Consider the following 19,337-nt stretch of genomic DNA (forward strand, 5'->3'; position numbering starts at 1 on the left):
TCTCGTTTAAATCTAGATTTACAAATGTACCTATAAAAGGCGTAGCCTATGGGTTGTTTTATGGAAAACAAGAGAGCTTTTTAGGCTGGATATTGTTTGTTTTGAAAATTTAAGTTGCTGTATTTAGGTGTATTTGAAAGGGGATAAACGAGCGTGCATTTGCGGCTAACAGAGGGAAATACAAGACCATTGGTAGTGCGTATGTCAAACGCTATGAGATATAATCGAGGTAAGTTATAAGAGGTATATGTGAATTTGAACTGGCAAGCTCTCGTCGATAATAGACAACGATTTTTTTGGGTACTGCAAATTTCAGGGTGGATTGGATATGCTCTGGTGAATTATATCGGTTCCAAAGTCTTTGAAATGCGTGATATATACGTTTTTGTGATAGTACTCAACGCGTATGCTGGTTGTTTAATGACGGTTCCACTTCGATATTTGTACCGCAGAGTGTGGAATGCGAAACCGTGGATACTGATTTTTGTTGTTTTTAGTGTGTCGTATATCACAGGTACCCTTTGGTCTGTTGTTCAAAAATACAATCTTTGGGAAATTTACCGTCATGGGTATCGACCCGATGAGTGGTTTTATTACCTCCAGCAAGGTCTGGATTCGGTTTATATTGTGTTATGTTGGAGTGGCTTGTACTTTGGTATAAAGTACTACCAATTGCTACAAAGTGAGAGGCAAAAAGCCCTAAAGGCAAACACCATGGCACATGAGGCACAGCTGAAAATGCTTCGATACCAACTCAATCCTCACTTCTTATTCAACACATTAAATGCAATTTCTACACTGGTGCTAGTTGAAGAAAACAAAGATGCAAACCAAATGGTATCTAGGCTCAGTGACTTCTTGCGTTATACATTAAATACAGACCCAATCAAAAAAGTTCCCCTAGAGCAGGAACTTCATGCGCTAAAATTGTATCTAGAGATAGAGAAAGTTAGATTTGATGAGCGTTTGGCTATTGACTTAGATATCACTGAGCAAGCCAAAGAAGCGCTGGTACCTAGCCTGATATTACAGCCGCTGATAGAAAATTCGATTAAATATGCTATTGCACATATGGACGAGGGCGGCAAAATAGAAATTAAAGCACAAGTATTTGCCAATGAGCTATTGTTAGAAGTTGGAGACAATGGCCCAGGTGCAGAATTAGACAATGGGCAATTAAAAAATGCCAGTGGCGTGGGTATCGCAAATACACAAGATAGGTTAAAAACACTGTACGAAAATAACTTTTCGTTTGTGCTGTCGAATAATACGCCTTCAGGATTGAAGGCAAATATACGAGTTCCGTTTGAAAAGGCCGAGAAGTGAAGTAATGAGCAAGATTAAAACGCTAATTGTCGATGATGAGCCGTTAGCCAGAAAAGGGTTGGCCGTCAGACTAAAAGATTTTGAAGAAATAGAAGTAATTGAGCTTTGTAATGGTGGACAGAAAGCCATTGAACTATGCCAGCAGCAAGATATAGATTTGGTCTTTTTGGATATCCAAATGCCTGGCATGAATGGCTTTGAGGTCGCTAGGACCTTGAGTGAAAGTGTGAAACCCTTACCCGCGATAGTTTTTGTTACGGCTTTCGACCACTATGCGGTAAAGGCATTCGAGATACATGCGCTAGATTACATTCTCAAACCAGTAGATGACAACAGACTAAAACAGGCGATTGAAAAAGTGCAGAGCTATCTAAAAACCCAACAAGATAACGCCCATAAGAAAAAGCTTGCGAGCTTTGTCGCAGGGATAACTGGCAACAACTGCGAAGAGATCCTTAAAAAGCTAGCCACTGGCGATGTAATTGAAGATAAAAAGTTTCCAGAGTCGCTGGCGGTAAAAGAGCAGGGTGAGATTATTCGAGTGTCTACCGCAACGATCCAGTGGATTGATGCGGCAGGAGATTATATGTGCCTGCACTGCGCTGATGGCCAGACACACATTTTACGTAAAACGATGAAGGAGCTAGAGCAAGAGCTGGACCCTAAATTATTCGTAAGAGTACATCGCTCGGCCATTGTTAATACTGGGCAGATCAGCAAATTAGTAACGCAAAGTAGTGGTGAGTATTTATTAGTGTTGGACAACGGCCAAGAATTGAAAGTCAGCCGTAGTTACCGAGACAAAGTTAAATCTGCACTGGCTAGTTAAGTTAAATCTACCTCGTATTTTAGTCTTGCTATAAAAAAGCCCAACTTAATAATAAGCTGGGCAGTATTTCTTTATTCTAAAATATGCACTTAGACGGTGACAATTTTCATTGTGTTGGTCGCACCAATAGTTTCCATTAAGTCACCGTGAGTGAGTATCACGGTATCACCTTTTTCTAGCGAGCCATTTTCAACAAGTGTGTTAAGTGCATCACGTACCAATGTTTCAGCTGTACAGCTTGTTGAATCAAAGAATACAGGATATACACCACGGTACAGTGCTGTTTGTCCAAGCGTAGAACTATGGCGAGACAATGAGAAAATAGGCAAGCCAGAGCTGATCCTAGACATTAGTTTAGACGTGTTCCCTGATTCTGTCAGTGCAACGATTGCTTTTACCGAGTCTAAGTGGTTTGCCGCGTACATAGCCGAGAGCGCAAGTGTCTCTGATGTGTCAGAGAACATACTATCAAGTCTGTGCTTTGAAATATGTGTTTCAGGCTGAGACTCCGCTCCTAAACAAACGCGTGCCATAGTAGAGACGGTTTCCTCTGGGTAGTCACCTGCTGCGGTTTCTGCTGAAAGCATCACCGCATCCGTACCATCTAATACCGCGTTTGCTACGTCCATCACTTCTGCACGTGTTGGCATTGGGTTATCAATCATTGACTCCATCATCTGAGTCGCAGTAATAACCGTTCGGTTTAGTGAACGCGCACGATTAATAATTTGTTTTTGCTTGCCAACTAATGCAGCATCGCCAATTTCAACGCCCAAATCACCCCGTGCAACCATAACGGCATCTGATGCTAAAACGATGTCATCAATCGCTTCGATTGTGTCAACAGCTTCTGCTCGTTCAATCTTCGCCAAAAGCTGTGCATTAGAGCCCGCTTTTTCTGCAAGACTACGAACGTAGCGCATATCGTCACCACTACGCGGGAACGAAACAGCAATATAATCTACGCCAATCTCTGTTGCTGTAATTAGGTCTTGTTTATCTTTGTCCGTAAAAGCAGGCGCTGTTAGGCCACCTCCTAAACGGTTAATCCCTTTATTGTTGGACAACACGCCACCAACGGTGACAGTACAGTTTACTTTTTGCCCTGCAACGTTATCTACGGTTAACTGAATAAGACCATCGTTAAGTAGAAGCAAATCACCTGTTTGAACGTCTTGAGGAAGCTCTTTGTAGTCAATGCCAACGGCTTCAACGCTACCTTCACCTAAGCCCAACTCTGCATCTAGTGTAAATTTGGCGCCAACTTCTAAATTAACTTTACCTTCTGCAAAGGTAGAAACACGTATTTTTGGACCTTGCAAATCGGCAAGGATTGCAACGTGCTTGTCTAATCTCTTCGCAATTTCTCGAACAGCTTCGGCTCTGTCTTTATGATCTTGCGCTACCCCGTGGGAAAAGTTTAGTCGTACTACATTAGCACCGGCATGTATGATTTTTTCTAAATTATTATCTCTATCTGTAGCTGGTCCCAATGTGGCAACTATTTTTGTGCGTCTAAGCATCAGATTCTCCTGTAGGCTGTTCTTGCTAACATCTTTTTCGAAAAGCAGGTTGAAAAATAAGCATTTTAAGCATGATTAACTAAATAATGTCAGATATTCGCGCTTTTATGTAAAGTTTTGCCTATTAACCCTTTTTCATACACAAATTAAATTATATGATCTGTATGACGTGATTATGACACCGGTGTCAGGAGTCGTCAATCTAAGAGTGACATAAGATTCCGAATAACACTCTGACTTATAATGCATTCAGCCAGTGTGTAAGGCAAAAATTTTTGCTTGAGCTGAAGCGTGTTATCAGAGAATGAGTACTAAACTTTGAACAGCTTAGTAATTTAGAGTGGCCAGAGCAGCACATTGTAAGCAGCTCAGGTATAATATACTCAACATCGTGTGAACGAATTAAAGTGTGGTTGTTACCGAGGAGGAAACTTAATGCAAGTTGCATTAGTTGGTTTAGGTGTGATGGGCAAAAACCTAGCACTTAATTTAATTGAGAAAGGTATGACGTTAGTCGCCTATGATAAAAATCCAGACGCAGGTGCTGAACTAATTAGTTGTGCTCAGGCGTTGGGTGTAGAAGAGCGTCTCCATATCGTATCGGATCTCGGTGATATGGTTAAAAGGCTTGAGCCTCCTCGTTCTATATTATTGCTAGTACCAGCAGGAGAGTTAGTTGATACCGTTTGCAATGAACTGATAGAAGCCGGCGTGTCTAAAGGTGATATCATCGTTGATTGTGGTAATAGTAACTATAAAGATGGTATAGCGCGTAAGCTGAAATATCAAAATAAGTTTGAATTTGCGACGATGGGCATATCTGGTGGTGCGGAGGGGGCTCGTCATGGCCCGGCAATGATGGCCAGTGGCTCTGAAGGTGGTTGGGAACGATTGGTTCCATGGTTCGAGAAAGTGGCTGCTAGCTATAATGACGAATCATGTTTTGCTCGTGTTGGCCAATCAGCGAGTGGTCATTTTGTGAAAATGGTCCACAATGGCATCGAGTATGCGTTGATGCAGCTAATTGCTGAAATATACCACTTACTAAGAATTGGTACAGGCCGCACTCCAAAAGAAGTCGCCGCTATTTTTGAGTCTTGGTCAGAGGGTGAATTAAATAGCTATCTATTATCGATCTCTCGTCATATTTTAAGTCTCGAAGATAACGAAAAAACACCGTTAGTTGACTTGATAGACAATAAAGTTGGTGCGAAAGGGACTGGCCTTTGGACTGCTCAAAATGCCCTAGAATTAGGCATTGCGGTACCTTCTCTTGTCGCGGCTGTGCAAGCGCGTCATTTAACAAACACCATTAGCACATTAGCTGCTAAAGAAATGACATATCAAGCAAAGCAAACTAATCAAGTTGATATCGACCTTGAAGAGTTAAAGTCTGCATTCTATTTTGCGAGCCTGCTTTGTTATCGTCAGGGTTTAGCGTTAATAAAAGGCGCATCACGTTCTCACCAGTGGAAGGTTGATCTTGCCAAGACGTTACAAACTTGGAGAGCAGGTTGTATTATCCGTGCGGATTACTTGGATGACATTGCAAAAGGTGTAGACTTTATCGATACCTTAGAAAAAGAAGCCAGTGCATTAAGAAGCATTACGGGTCAGGCAATTCAAACCGGCTTAGCGTTTCCAGTACTAGCCTCTACGCAAACCTATATTGCAACACTGAGTACGCCAAGTAATGGGCATTTAGTCCAAGCCCAACGCGATTATTTTGGTGAGCATGGTATCAAAACACACAGTGGTGAAACATCTCACCTAACGGACTTAGTTGATCTCCCCGAAAAGGTGAGGTAAGTCAGCTGTATAAAAAAGGCCACATAATGTGGCCTTTTTAAATTTGAGGGAGGGCTTAACACTCAGATAAAAACTACCGTGTTAGCTCTCCTCGTAAATTGTCTTGCATTAAATGGCGAATGGTTTCAAGCTCCAAGTCTTGGCTAAATAGATAATGCAATTTAGTCAAGCAAGCTTCCAGTGTCATATCATAACCGCTGATAACACCACAGTTTAATAGCGCGTTACCCGTTGCATATCCCCCCATATTTACTTGTCCTTGCAAGCATTGTGTTAGGTTGACTATCACAACACCGCGCTCAGAGGCAGCTTTTAGGGTATTTAATATTGCTTCTTGCTGCGGGGCGTTACCAACGCCAAAGCTAAGCAGAATTAACGCTTTAACATCGCTAGACAGTATATTCTCAACCATTGCCGCGCTGATCCCTGGATAAAGATGCAATACGGCAATAGCTTGAGATTGAATTGATGTGACATCTAGATCTTGGTCAACATAAGGACTAAGTTTGCCCTCTTGTAATTGGATATTAATGCCCACTTGAGCTAACGGTGGTAAATTGGGTGAAGCAAACGCATCAAAACCGTCTGCGTGTGCCTTTAATGCGCGATTTCCTCTGAAGAGTTTGTTATTAAAGAACAGACTCACTTCAGCGATTGGGTAGTTAGCGGCAAGATACATGGCGTTGAGCAAATTGACTTGTCCATCCGATCTCAGTTGAGAGAGGGGGATTTGTGACCCCGTTACAATGACTGGTTTAGTTAAATTCTCAAACATGAAAGACAGAGCAGAAGCGGTATATGCCATTGTATCCGTGCCATGTAGTACCACAAAGCCATCGTAATCATTGTACTTAGACTTTATATCTTCAGCAATGAGTTTCCAGTGCTTTGGCGACATGTCTGAAGAGTCAATGAGGGGGCAGTACTCGTGAATATCAAATAGCGGCATTTCTTCTCGGGTAAATTCCGCATTATTTTTCACGGTTTCTGTTAGGTAACCAGCCACTGGCACATAGCCCTTACTTGACTGCTTCATACCAATAGTACCGCCCGTGTAGGCAATATATATTTTTTTTCTTTTCATAAAAAAAGCCCAGAAATATTTCTGGGCTTAGTATATCAACTGCAGCATCACATTGCAGTTTATTCATTAACCTTAAGTGCAATACACTATTGTGTGACGTTACACATCGTACACACACTATATATACTATTTGGGTCGTTATATAGTTCAATCATTTTTGTACTTTTTTGGACTTGCTCCAAAAGCTGGTTAACGCCTTGCTTTGTAATTACTTGGAGCGGATCCGCGGCTTGCATTTCGTTCTCAAGGAATGACTGAACAAGTTGAGTCCCGAAAATTTGCTGCATTAAGAGCTCTTTCTCTGACAATGTCTGCTCTACAGTGATCACATCATATTGCTCTAGGCTTGCGAGGCTCGCTGCGGCTTCAATAGCTTGTTGTTTGGTACCAAGCTTATCAATGAGTCCAAACTCCAATGCTTGAGGGGCAAGCCATACACGGCCTTGCGCAACGTCGTTGACATCATCTTTACTTAGATTGCGAGCTTCTGAGATCATCGATAAGAATTTATCGTATGCATCTTCGATACTCATTTGGATAATGTCTGCATACTCTGGGTCTAAGCCACGAGCAACCGATGAAGATTTGAGCTCGGTTGTTGCTACACCGTCTGAATACACACCCAGTTCCTTAAGTGAATTTTCGAAAGTAAAAATGGTGCCAAAAATACCGATAGAGCCAGTAATTGTGCTAGGGGACGCCCAAATTTCATTGGCTGAAGCGGCAATCCAATATCCGCCGGAAGCCGCGACAGAACCCATTGATGCAACGATAGGTTTACCAGCTGCTTTTATAGCAAGCACTTCATTACGGATTTTCTCAGAAGCGAACATGCTTCCGCCACCCGAATCAATGCGTAATACGACCGCTTTTACCTTATTATCCAAACGAGCTTTGCGCAGGAGTTCCGCTGTGGAGTCACCGCCGATTACGCCAGCTTTTCGTTTACCGTCTACAATATGCCCTTTAGCCACAACAACCGCGACTTTGTCGGTCATTGGGTTCGGAAATTGGCTAAAGTCAGGCAGAGAAGCGAGATAGTCGCTATATTTTACCTGTCGGTATGCATTGCCTTTGTCCTGTGTGCCAACAATGTCAACTAATTTGCTGTTAAACTCTTGATCTGTCTCCAACTTATCAACCCACCCATACTTGAGTGCAAATTGACCAGAGTCACCAGAGACAGTGGCCATTTTATCGCCTAGCTGTGTCAGTGTTTCATCGAAGTTATGCAAATCGAAAGGTCTTTTCGCCGCTACATCTTCTTTGTATTGCATCCACAAACTATCTAACCACAGTTTGTTTGCTTCTTTTGCAGCGTCAGACATATCATTTCTGATAAATGGCTCTACTGCTGATTTATATGTGCCAACACGGAAAATGTGCTGCGTTACTTTTAGTTTGTCTAGCGCATCTTTAAAGTACATCGGATAAGTACCAAAACCACTTAGGCTGACAGCGCCATAAGGATGCATGGATATTTCATTTGCCGTTGCAGCTAAATAATACTGCGTTTGAGTAAAGTAAGGACTATGGGCATAAACCAGCTTGCCGGTTTCTTTAAACGATTCAAGTGCATCCGTGATATCACGTAGTTTGTCTAGATGTCCGTGATGTAAGTGTCTGAGGTCTAGGTTGATTGCACGAATGCGTGCATCTTTAGCCGCAGCGTTAATGACGCGCACAACATCATCAACCAAGATTTCTGTGGGCATTTCTTTTGAGCCCATAGCATCGTCAAGTGCCGCATCTAATGGGTCGACGTAAGTCAACTGTTCGACTAAAACTCCCGACAAATTCAGTCTTAAAACACTGTCTTGTGGCACTAGAATTTCTTCTTCTGACGACATAATTGCAGCGACAAAAACGACAATCAGTGCGACAAAGACCAAGTTTACTATCAGCCTGCGCGAAAAGTTCAGCGCGTGCCAGATACCTTTAAATAGTTTTGCGATCAACTTCAATGTGATTCCTTTAAATTTAGTACCTAAATACTCTCATTTAATATCATAACTTAGTTGTGAGCGGAGTGTTACACCTAAAACGTAACGAAGTATTAATTTTTATACATATTTAAATAATTGGCCGAAGATTCAAAATTTCGAGGACGGTCGAATAAATAATTTGTGCTTTTTACTTGCCAAAATTTTGAAAAAGGTTAATGTTCACAGGTAAGACCAGTTACATTGGGGCGAGCAATGTTAGAACAAAAACTACAACTTAAAAATTCTGAGCTGCGTAACCGCTTGGTCATGGGATCAATGCATACAGGATTAGAAGAGGGGTGGCACAACCGAAAAAGGCTGAGTGCTTTTTATGAAGCGCGAGCTAAAGGGGGTGTTGGACTCATCATTACGGGCGGTTATAGTCCAAATATTCGCGGTAAACTAACGCCAATTTCATCATCGTTTAACAGCCGGTACGATGTGATTAAACATCGTGCATACACCGACGTTGTTCATCAACACAACGGCAAAATTTGCTTACAGTTATTGCACGCAGGCAGATACGCTTATCATCCTTTCAATGTGGGACCTAGCCCAATAAAAGCCCCCATAAACCCTTATACTCCCAAGTCTATGAGTTTGGGTATGATCAAAAACACCATTAAGGACTTTGCGAAATCCGCGTATATGGCTGAAAAAGCGGGCTACGATGGCGTCGAAATCATGGGATCTGAAGGTTACTTAATCAATGAATTCATGGCACCGCATACCAACAAACGAGAGGACGAATATGGTGGTTCTGTTGAAAACCGTATGCGTTTAGCGGTTGATATTGTCAAGGCAGTCAGAGCCAGAGTATCCGATAAATTTATTATCGTCTTTAGATTGTCCGTTATGGACTTAGTACCAAATGGATCAACGTCTGAAGAAGTCACCGTACAAGCAAAAGCGCTTGAATCAGCAGGTGTCGATATATTAAATACTGGGATTGGCTGGCATGAGGCGCGCGTACCAACCATCGCGAGTATGGTGCCTCCTGGGGCTTTTAGAGAAGCGTCTAAGCGTCTCAAAGATGTCGTTGAGATACCTGTTGTGGCTGTAAACCGTATTAATACGCCAGACCTTGCTAATAGCATTCTAGATAAAGGTGAAGCAGATCTAATTTCGATGGCGAGGCCATTGTTGGCTGATCCAGAGTTTTTTAATAAGTATGCACAAAAGAAATCTGAACAAATCAACATTTGTATCGGGTGTAATCAGGGATGTTTAGATCATGTGTTTAAAGGTAAGCGAGCAACGTGTTTGGTGAATCCTCAAGCTGGCTTTGAACTGGATTATCCGTTGGAAAAAACGACCAAAGCGAAAAGTGTGTTGGTCGTGGGGGCGGGCCCTGCGGGGTTGTCGGCCAGTTGCTATCTTGCTCAAAAAGGCCACAATGTCACCTTAATTGATAAAAGCGAACACCCCGGCGGTCAGTTTAATTTGGCAATGCGCATTCCCGGAAAAGAGGATTTCAAACTCGCGCTTAAATACTTCTTAAATGAAGTTGAACGGCTGGGTGTGAATATGGAGTTGGGGCGAGAATATACTGAACAGGTTGGCGCACAGTATGATGAGGTGGTGTTTGCAACGGGTGTGAGCCCGCGTTTATCAAATATCGATTGTCAAGATGGTAAGCGTGTTTTAGCCTATGACGAGGTGATCCGCAAAGAAGTTGAACTTGGAAACAAGATCGCGATTTTAGGTGCTGGTGGCATTGGATTTGATATGGTGGCCTTTCTAACCGAGCCCGAAAATCAATCCATTGAGGCGTTCAAGAGCCAGTGGGGAATTGAACAAGATATCGCGCCTTCAACCGAAAAGCGTAAACTCTACATGCTAAAAAGAAGCGCAGGTCGGTTTGGTTCGGGTCTGGGTAAAACAACGGGGTGGATACATCGTGCAGTCGCCAAGCACCATCAAGTAGCGCAAATCTCTGGTTGTGAGTATGTCTCCTTTTCTAATGCAGGATTGGTAATACGCATTGACGGCAAGGAGCAAACACTGGATGTAGATACTGTCGTCGCGTGTATAGGGCAAACGTCAAACGAAGATCATTTTGACAAAGCACAGTTACCAGAAAATCATCATGTCATTGGAGGGGCACTACTTGCCAGTGCCATTGATGCCAAAAGAGCGATATTTGAAGCGCTGCAAGTCGCGCGAAAGATTTAAATCCAATTGCAATGAAAATCGGCACTGAGAGGCCGATTTTTTTATCCTGCAATAAAACTTAATGTGGTTCGGTCTACACTGTATGAATATCCTAAAATGTGTAGATCTCCATATGATTAAAAAAATCCAATCTATTTATCAAACGAGTATAGAAAAAGCTGATGTAATGAGTGGCTTAGCGCCTCTACTACTCAGATTAATTATTGCACCTGTCATGATTATTGCGGGTTACAATAAACTTAACTTGAGCAAAGAGGGCGTCGGTTTTTTCGAAAGCCTTATGGCGGACGAAAATGTAGTTGCTTGGTTTGGCAATGCTGATTGGGGGCTTGGTCTACCATTCCCTGACCTGCTGGCATTTTTGGCTGGTTGGACAGAGTTTTTGGGAGGCTGGCTGATACTTATCGGATTGCTAACCAGATTAGTATCAATCCCACTGATGGTGACCATGTTCGTTGCGGCAACACAGGTACATTGGCATAACGGGTGGTTTTCAGTTGCGCCTGCTAATCCAGATACAAGTGCTGCACAGGTATTTGCGTGGTTAGGGAGTGACACGGCGCAAAAAAGTTTAGAAAACAGTCTCGAAGTCGCTGAACGATTAGAGCGTATCAAATCTATTGTTAATACACATGGCTTTCCTGACTATTTATATGAAAAAGGCAGCGTTGTGATTTTGAACAATGGTATTGAGTTTGCGGCAATATATTTTGCAATGTTGCTTAGTCTATTTTTCACCGGTGGTGGGCGTTTTTTCAGTTTAGACTACTGGATTGCTAGAAAGGTGAATGAGCAGAGCTGAAAAATATAAGGGAAAGGACTAAACTTTCCCTTTTACTTCACGTTAGAATAGCCAGTGTTTGTTTATTAGTAAGGAATTTCAAATGGATGCAATAGAGCTATTGCTGACTCGGCAATCAGATAGCAAATTGTCTTTTCCTGGCCCGACAGAGACCCAATTAGAGATTATAAAAAAAGCAGCGTTGAAAGTTCCCGATCACGGTGGCTTGGCGCCTTGGAAGTTCATTGTCGTAAATGAAGATGCGCGAGATAAGCTTGGTGAGATCTATTACAAAGCTGCGGTAGAAGAAAAACAAGATGAGCGGACAATCTCTCGAGCAAAAGAGTTGCCACATCGCGCGCCAATGATGATCATTGTTGTCTCACCATATCAAGCACACCCTAAAGTGCCCCGAATTGAGCAAATCGAAAGTGCAGGATGTGCATGTTTTGCGATGCAACAAGCGGCGTTTGCTCAGCACTTATCTGGTGTATGGAGAACTGGTTTTTTCGCACAAAGTGACGCAGTCAAAAGAGCACTAGGTTTGGATGTAAAGGACGAAATCGTTGGTTATCTATATTTAGGTACTCCAACGGTGCAGTGTACAAAACCTGTTCGTCATGAACCTTCTTCATTTTTTACAGAGTTATAATTAGAGGCTACTTATGGCACTTCATGTTGTTGAACACCCTTTATTACAGCACAAAATAGGCCTTTTACGCGAGCACGGTATCTCGACAAAGAAATTTCGAGAGCTTGTATCAGAGGTTGGCAACTTGCTGACATACGAAGCGACTAGACAGCTTCCCACAGAAACGACGACCATTAAAAGTTGGACTGGCGAAGACCTTGGCGTGCAAGAGATCAAGGGTAAGAAGATCACCTTAGTACCCATCTTAAGAGCTGGCCTCGGGATGCTTGACGGCGTGATGCAGCTTCTTCCAGCTGCAAAGATAAGTGTTGTTGGGCTGCAGCGTAACGAAGAAACATTAGAGCCAGTTTCCTATTTTGAGAAATTAGTCGGCAATCTTGAATCTAGAAGAGCACTGGTAATTGACCCGATGCTGGCGACTGGGGGCTCTTTAATTGCCACTATCGATTTGCTAAAGAAAACGGGGTGCAAAAACATAACCGCAATTGTGTTGGTTGCGGCGCCAGAAGGAGTTGAGGCTGTTGAACAGGCTCACCCTGATGTAGACGTGTATACGGCAGCATTGGATAGCCATTTAAATGAACAAGGCTATATTGTACCCGGTCTTGGCGATGCGGGAGATAAAATCTTTGGCACCCAAGTGTAAGCTTTAGAAAAGCGAACACCTATTTTAAATCTCGCTGTATAAAGGCTGGTCAATGAGTACCAGCCTTTATCGTTTTCAATCCATATTTCAGAGTTTAGCCTGCTTAGATATCACTTTTGCTGTATTTGAGTAGATCCGGTTGAACAACCACCAGCCAAACCAGAGCAAACTAGTTAACCCGATCGCAGCGTAAATTGCTGGACCAGGGTCCTCAAAGGTGCTTATAGAGCCGGCATATGCAGCAATAATTGCGTAAGGGACTATACTGCCTAACCGACTTGTAATGAAGGTTTTAAATGGCATTTTTGTCAAGCCAGCCATACAGACTGATACTTCAGGTAAAATAGGTGAAGCACGAGATAGCAAATTCAGTCTGGGTAAAGGAAATGTGATTGTTTGAGTTGATACATCGGACGGAACGTAGCGCGTTTGTAATGCTTTCTCATGTTTAATGGAAAAGCCGTCTCTAGTAAACATCATGACCATGATGTGTCCAGAATGCGCGGTATCAACGCCTTTTATTTTCACATTGACTGTTTGGGCATATATAGGTGTCATCACGAGGAGTATTGCGCCAGAAACCGTTAAAATGGCAGGACTGATACGCATAATTAAACCCTCTTTAAGCATGTTTTTACTAAACTTGGGAACAAGCGTATTTAAAATGCTCAGGAATTTGGTTTGTCCGATATTATTTTTAATACGGCACCTTTCTAGTCCTTTAATTATCTGTGTTGCAGCGTACTCAGGTGTCAGTTTTGGACGCCTGTCTTTTTTTACTCATAGGGGGACACCCGTGGCATTGAGCAGGATAAAACATCAATAAAGACGTTAAAAGACGTTATGGATGGCATTTGCTTAATCGATGCGTCGGTTTGATGCAATAAATCATATGTTTCCCACATTACCGAACCCGCCACTTTTTTATATTAGCCACAAGAGAATGGATAAGCTGCCATTTTGCACGTGACATTTTAGTTGCGAGATGGGCATGGCTTAACCCGCTCTTTTTGGCTTCTTGGCTCATAGAAATAGACAGCGAGGGTTATTTTTAACTGGCCTGAAAGCAGAAGCATTTAAGCAATTTTACAAAAGGCTTTACATGATAATTTTTTTAGGTGGTACGTGTAATCAGTCTACGTGGCGCGAAAAACTCATTCCTAACTTGGCCGTAGACTATTTTAATCCGGTTGTAGAACAGTGGGATGAAGAATGTTACGAACGAGAGCTGATAGCACGGGAAACTGCCGATTTTTGCCTGTTTGTGATCACACCTAAAATTGAGGGCCTATTTGCACTTGCCGAAGTCGTCGATACTTCGTACAAACGAACTGATCGAACAATATATTGCTATCTAGAAGAAGACGGGGATGAGAGCTTTACAGAGCAGCAGCGATGTGTGCTAGAGGACATTGGCAAACTGGTGGAGGGCAATGGCGCTGTTTGGCTGAAGTCGTTGGATGAGATTGCAGATTTTTTTCTTCAGGCTGCGCAAATCAAGCCTCCGGAATGTGAAAATGACATTTTTGATGTATTTATTTCCTACGGTCGTAGGCACAGCAAAGCATTTGCTGTTCAGCTAAGACAATCGTTAATCGATCAGGGATACAAAGTTTGGCTTGATACCGAAAACATTGCCATTGCGGTGGAGTTTCAACAAAAAATTGATGAAGGGATCCGCTATGCACATAATTTTTGCTTTATTTTATCACCACATTCAGTTAACTCAGAATATTGTAATCGCGAGCTCAAGACTGCGCTGACATTAAACAAGCGCATTATTCCTATTCATCATATGGATATGGGCGCAAGTGAGGGGGATATTCCAGAAAAGTTGCAGAAGCTGAACTGGATGATGTTCAACGGTAATCGTACATATACACAAACCTTGTCTATGTTGGTTTCTGCACTGAACCAACACACTGAAGTCTTGCACCCACATTGCGAGCTTTTACTGCACGCTGATAAATGGGCAAACTCCCTCAAAAGCCACGAATATTTACTCTATGGTTCCGCTATGACCAGTGCTTGTAACTGGTTGGAGGATATCAGGCAAGCGAGGGAGCTAGAAGTGTTCCCGCTTGAAGAGCATTGTCTTTTTATCAACGCCTCACGACTATATCATCAAGACGAGTTGTCTGATATTTGTATTGTTCACCATTCGAGTGATCAAGTTCGAGTGCGTAATCTATGTTGCAGTTTAATCCAACACGGATACGTGACAGTCACAGAAACCCTTGATAACGTGCAAAGTCGTTCCCTTGACGCTTTGCTGTATCGGAGATTACGAACAGCAACATTTATTGTGGTCGTTGCCAGCGATGGGATCACGCATACATCTGCTTGGCAATACGTACGAGATTATGTAAAGGACAATCAAAAAGTCAGTTTCACATTGCTGGAAAACCTCTCCCCAGAAAAGGGCTCTGATCTTGGCCAAATCATTCGTTTCGATGTAAAAGCGAGTAATGAAGAATTCTGCGCGTTGTTACTACTTCACCTAGAACAAGATAAAGAATATTTTAGCTTGAGAAACAGTTTGTTTTGCCGGGCGGCGCAATGGGAGGAGCGAAAAAGCGAAGGGGTATTGCTGACGAGTACGGAGTTGGTAGATTATCAGCAATTTCTTGCCATTGCTCAGGTACGCGCTATTTATGGTGCACCACCATTGCTGATTGATTTCATCGCGTACAGTGCGACTTCGCTTGCACACCGTGTTGACAGTTGTGTTGATATCTTTATTTGCGCAGATTCAGAAGATAATCACTTTGCGCATAGGTTAAAACGCAGGCTAAGAGATCTTGAAAAAAGCGTGCATTATGTAGACCCAGATTATGGGACTAATGATGGCGCGTTATTTAAAGAGATGATGGCTTCGTCAAGTCGAGTCATTGCCGTATTACCTAGGCATTGTTCCAGCCATATAGATAATCTATTACAACTTGCCAATGACCTCAACAAGCCTATTACTTTTGTAAAATTGAAGCGGTTTAGAGATACCACATATGACGAAAGTTATCAGAGTTATTGGCAGGTTGCGTTTGAGGTGGATGAGCTTTTAGAAGTCTCCCTTACTCAACTATTGACAAAAATCAGTGGTAACGCAGAGTACCTCGAATCTTACCGATATTGGTCTCAAAAACTGCATTTTTGGAAGGAGCAGCATCAGGCCGAGGAGTTTCTGCTTGGCAATACGGAGTCGATACTAGCCAGTGCTTGGTTAGAAGGTGCGCTGGCTCATACAAGTGAGCCAAGCCCACCTGAATCACTAGTAAACTTTATAGATAAAAGTCGGGCGTTTGTTGAACAAGGAAAAAAGAATGAGCGACGAAATAAACACCGCCTAAAAGCAATTTCAGTACTGTCTCTCGTTTTATGTTGTGTGTCTCTGCTACTTGGAGTTAAAGCCATTAGCGATGGCAGAGTTGCTGAAGCACAAACTTTAGCAATTCAACTGAAAAACATTGAGTTGGAGAAAAAAACAGAAGAAGCAAATCGGCTTGCTAAACAGGCTGAAGCCGCTAGTTTAAAAGCGCAAGAAAAAACAGTGTTTGCCATGGCGCAAACGGAGCTTGCCAACAAACAAAAACTAAGAGCAGAGAAAGAAAAAGAAAATGCGCAAAAGCAAAAAGATTTAGCGTTATCCCTAAAATTGCAGGCTGAGCAATCACAACGCGCAGCAATATTGCATCAAGCAGAAGCGCAAAATCAAGCGCACAAAGCATTGCGCTTGAAGCAAATAGCAGAAATCGAAGCACTAATTTATCAAGCGCAAATTCAAAACGAAGGGGCAGAGCGAATATCGCTGGCAGTCAGGGCTTACAAAAGCCTATTGAGTCTCAAAGCTGATGTCAGAAACAATATTCTCTATAACTTATTGTACCGCGAGATTAAGACGGGGCTTTCATCCGTTCATGCACACGACGCGCCGGTAGAACATCTGACTTATATACAAGGGCACAATGCACTTTTGAGTATAGATAGTTCGGGTCTTTTGGTATCTCACAAGTTTATGCTTGGTCCGGAGCTTAAAAAGCAATTTGAGTACCAGCTTCCATTTCGAGTTAATCAACTTGTGTCCAATGTAAATCGCTCAGTCTTGCTAAATGATAAGGGGAGGATTTACGAACTCACAGAAAGCTCGACAAAGTGGGCGTTGGTTAAGCTTTTATCGGACCATAAAATTGAAAAAATACTCACTATTTCTGATGACGCAGTGTGGGTTCAAAGTGGTGAGCGAATCTGGGCGTTAACACCGACACGGGCAAAGCATGGGACCTTCTTGATTAAAGGTGCCGGTACGCTTTTCGTAAATCAGACAATGACCTACCTTTTCTCTCATGCTCATGGTTACTTGACCCTTTGGCAAAAGCAGGGGACGCAGTATCAAATTGTTTGGCAAGCGCGACATACCTCAAAAGTGACGCATGCCGAATTTGTTGCTAACCGCTTGGTTTTTGTTGATGCCAATAGTGTTTTTAGCAGTTATGTGATCGATGAACAAAATCAAGTGATACTTTCAAGGCGCGGCAAAGCCCATGAACACCCAATTTCCTCTGCATTCTACGTACCGTCTAAACAGCAAATGATCAGCACAGGGGTCGGTGGAACTGTCAAATTTTGGCCATTTGGTGCACACACCTCTAATCGTACACCCATCGAGATCCAACATGCTAACTGGGTCTATAGCGCTGCTCATGTAAAAAAACAAGATGCATCATTTATTTACCTCGGGACCGACAGTGGGCACCTCGTCCCATTGCCGCTAGATATTCACTATTTGGTCAAACAAGCTGAGCAAATTATAGCGAAAGGAACAAATGAATTATGAAGTTATTGATCCTATTCCTCCTGTTGTGGGGTGGTCAGAGTCAAGCGAAGGTCATTGGCAAGGTATCTGATGCATTAACTGACGTGTGGTTGAATGAGGTAAAAGTTGTCAATACTCGAAATGGCGCGGTAGCGTTTACCAACGAGTATGGGTCATTTGCAATTGATGCAATCGTGAATGATCAATTGATGTTTTCAAGACGCGGGTTTGACGATGAAATTCAGCTTGTTCCCAGCAATAAGTTGATTTATGTCGCATTGGAGCCATACGAGTTTCAAGATACGGGATCACTAAATAGTCTACTGTCTACTGGAGGGAGACAAAGCCAAACGCTCGCAAGTACACCCGCCAGTGCCGTAGTTATCTCGCAAACCGAAATATCTAAATTCGGTTATCAAACGTTAGCAGAAGTGCTCAATCATATTTCAGGCCTTTACCTAGTTGAAGAGCACAGCTGGACTGGATCTGGACCTAACGTTGGAGTACGCGGTTACATGAGCAGCGGGGTTAATAATGGCCTACTGATCATGATTAACGGCGTTGCTCAATACGAAGATTATTGGGGCCAATTTCCATTAAATAGAACAGATATCCCGGTACAAGCCATCACCAGAATCGAAGTGGTCAAGGGCCCGATGTCAGTGACTTATGGCAATCAGGCGCTGCTCGGTACGATCAATATCATTACTCGAGCCGATACCAGCGAGTTAATGAGCGGGTCTCAAGATTTGGTAAGTTACTCGGTAAACAACCTCGGTGATATGCGTGCATCAGCTAAGCTTTCGTATGATGGTAACACGAATCACACATTTACATTTGGGGCTTCATACGACACAGGAAAATTTGACTCTCGAAGTTTGAATGCTGAGTCAAAATTCGCGTCTGCCTATGGCAACTCTCTGTCTGGACATTCTTTGTTTTTGGGGCTTTCTTCCAACTTTAGAAAAAACCTTGTACTCAATGCGAATATATCACAAGCGAAAAGAGGAATCTTGGCCGACTTGAGCTTTGCTTCAGAGCATTTTGGCAAATTTACAGGGCGTCAGTATGCAGACATAAATGGCACGAACTTAAGTCTCAGCTATCGGCATCCATGGCTTGATGGTGCAGCCCAAACAAAAGCTACCTTTGGCTACTTTACGCACAATTCACTGCAAGATTACGCCGCTGGTGGCGTGACCTACGGCTTCGCGAGTTATCGTTCAAAGGCGCTACAGTTTGAATGGGAGCTGTCTTTATTGGGTAGGAAGCTGTATCAAATCCCGCTTAATATCCGGTTTGGCGGACAAATGCGCCGCGCTTTAGACTTACACACTACATTTGATATTGGCACAGCAGTAGGGGTTACTGACCGATACATTGCGCTCGACCACGACGATACACTAGATACCCACTCGGTTTTTTTTCAATTAGATTATCAACTCAATGATATGTGGTTAGTCGATATTGGCGTGCGAGCTGAAGGTGTCTCCAGCTATCAAATGATTTTTGGATGCAAGGAACTTCTCAATGTGTGCAATGAGGCCCTGTTCTCGGAGCCGCCCACGCTTATAAACAGTCCTCGAGCTTTATATGAGCGAAAAGCAAATGTAGCCGCACTGACAACTGAATACACTCCAAAAGTGGCGGTTATTTTTTAAAAAGATAAATACCCCCGTTATAAAAATATTTATATTGTTGGGGGAAGAAAACCCTC

13 protein-coding genes are annotated in these 19,337 nt (G+C 42.8%); 9 read left to right on the forward strand and 4 right to left on the reverse strand.

The features are described from left to right. The first annotated feature begins 255 nt into the window (after positions 1–255). Positions 256–1,326: a sensor histidine kinase gene (locus L1286_RS14545; RefSeq protein ID WP_235407886.1), complete on the forward strand. Its 1,071-nt coding sequence runs from the start codon at positions 256–258 to the stop codon at positions 1,324–1,326. Positions 1,327–1,330: 4 nt separating this feature from the next. Next, positions 1,331–2,155 (forward strand): LytR/AlgR family response regulator transcription factor, encoded by an 825-nt coding sequence (locus L1286_RS14550; protein WP_063358156.1) that lies wholly within the window; start codon positions 1,331–1,333, stop codon positions 2,153–2,155. An 89-nt stretch (positions 2,156–2,244) separates the two neighbouring features. On the opposite strand, the gene pyk is transcribed toward L1286_RS14550, so the two are convergent. Beyond that, positions 2,245–3,678, reverse strand: a complete 1,434-nt coding sequence (gene pyk, locus L1286_RS14555) for a pyruvate kinase (RefSeq protein ID WP_235407788.1) — start codon at positions 3,676–3,678, stop codon at positions 2,245–2,247. Positions 3,679–4,113: 435 nt separating this feature from the next. Here pyk and gndA point away from each other — a divergent pair, with 435 nt between their 5' ends. After that, positions 4,114–5,487 (forward strand): NADP-dependent phosphogluconate dehydrogenase, encoded by a 1,374-nt coding sequence (gene gndA / locus L1286_RS14560; RefSeq protein ID WP_235407789.1) that lies wholly within the window; start codon positions 4,114–4,116, stop codon positions 5,485–5,487. A gap of 73 nt (positions 5,488–5,560) precedes the next feature. On the opposite strand, the gene ansA is transcribed toward gndA, so the two are convergent. Together ansA and sppA are read right to left on the reverse strand one after the other, a co-directional pair. Further along, complete coding sequence (ansA, locus tag L1286_RS14565; RefSeq protein WP_235407790.1) at positions 5,561–6,571, reverse strand: asparaginase; 1,011 nt, start codon at positions 6,569–6,571, stop codon at positions 5,561–5,563. A gap of 86 nt (positions 6,572–6,657) precedes the next feature. Then, a complete protein-coding gene (gene sppA, locus L1286_RS14570) occupies positions 6,658–8,529 on the reverse strand; it encodes a signal peptide peptidase SppA (protein ID WP_235407887.1) in 1,872 nt (623 codons plus the stop codon). A gap of 240 nt (positions 8,530–8,769) precedes the next feature. Between sppA and L1286_RS14575 the strand changes: the two genes are divergently transcribed. From L1286_RS14575 to upp, 4 genes are all read left to right on the forward strand, one after another. Beyond that, positions 8,770–10,731, forward strand: a complete 1,962-nt coding sequence (locus L1286_RS14575) for an FAD-dependent oxidoreductase (protein WP_235407791.1) — start codon at positions 8,770–8,772, stop codon at positions 10,729–10,731. 112 nt (positions 10,732–10,843) lie between these two features. Continuing rightward, complete coding sequence (locus L1286_RS14580) at positions 10,844–11,533, forward strand: HvfX family Cu-binding RiPP maturation protein (RefSeq protein ID WP_235407792.1); 690 nt, start codon at positions 10,844–10,846, stop codon at positions 11,531–11,533. Between the two features lie 82 nt (positions 11,534–11,615). Then, a complete protein-coding gene (locus L1286_RS14585) occupies positions 11,616–12,164 on the forward strand; it encodes an NAD(P)H nitroreductase (protein WP_235407793.1) in 549 nt (182 codons plus the stop codon). A 13-nt stretch (positions 12,165–12,177) separates the two neighbouring features. Then, a complete protein-coding gene (upp, locus tag L1286_RS14590) occupies positions 12,178–12,810 on the forward strand; it encodes a uracil phosphoribosyltransferase (RefSeq protein ID WP_235407794.1) in 633 nt (210 codons plus the stop codon). A gap of 87 nt (positions 12,811–12,897) precedes the next feature. Here the strand turns inward: upp and L1286_RS14595 are convergent, their stop codons facing one another. Further along, positions 12,898–13,419: a VTT domain-containing protein gene (locus L1286_RS14595; protein ID WP_235407795.1), complete on the reverse strand. Its 522-nt coding sequence runs from the start codon at positions 13,417–13,419 to the stop codon at positions 12,898–12,900. A 493-nt stretch (positions 13,420–13,912) separates the two neighbouring features. Here L1286_RS14595 and L1286_RS14600 point away from each other — a divergent pair, with 493 nt between their 5' ends. Then, on the forward strand, positions 13,913–17,641 hold the full coding sequence (locus L1286_RS14600; RefSeq protein WP_235407796.1) for a TIR domain-containing protein: 3,729 nt from the start codon (positions 13,913–13,915) through the stop codon (positions 17,639–17,641). Then, positions 17,638–19,281, forward strand: coding sequence for a TonB-dependent receptor plug domain-containing protein (locus L1286_RS14605; RefSeq protein ID WP_235407797.1), 1,644 nt, complete (start codon positions 17,638–17,640; stop codon positions 19,279–19,281). Before L1286_RS14600 ends, L1286_RS14605 begins: the two co-directional genes overlap by 4 nt. The last annotated feature ends 56 nt before the right edge of the window (positions 19,282–19,337 follow it).

The organism is Pseudoalteromonas sp. SMS1 (assembly GCF_021530565.1).
In the GTDB taxonomy this organism is placed as follows: Bacteria; Pseudomonadota; Gammaproteobacteria; order Enterobacterales; family Alteromonadaceae; genus Pseudoalteromonas.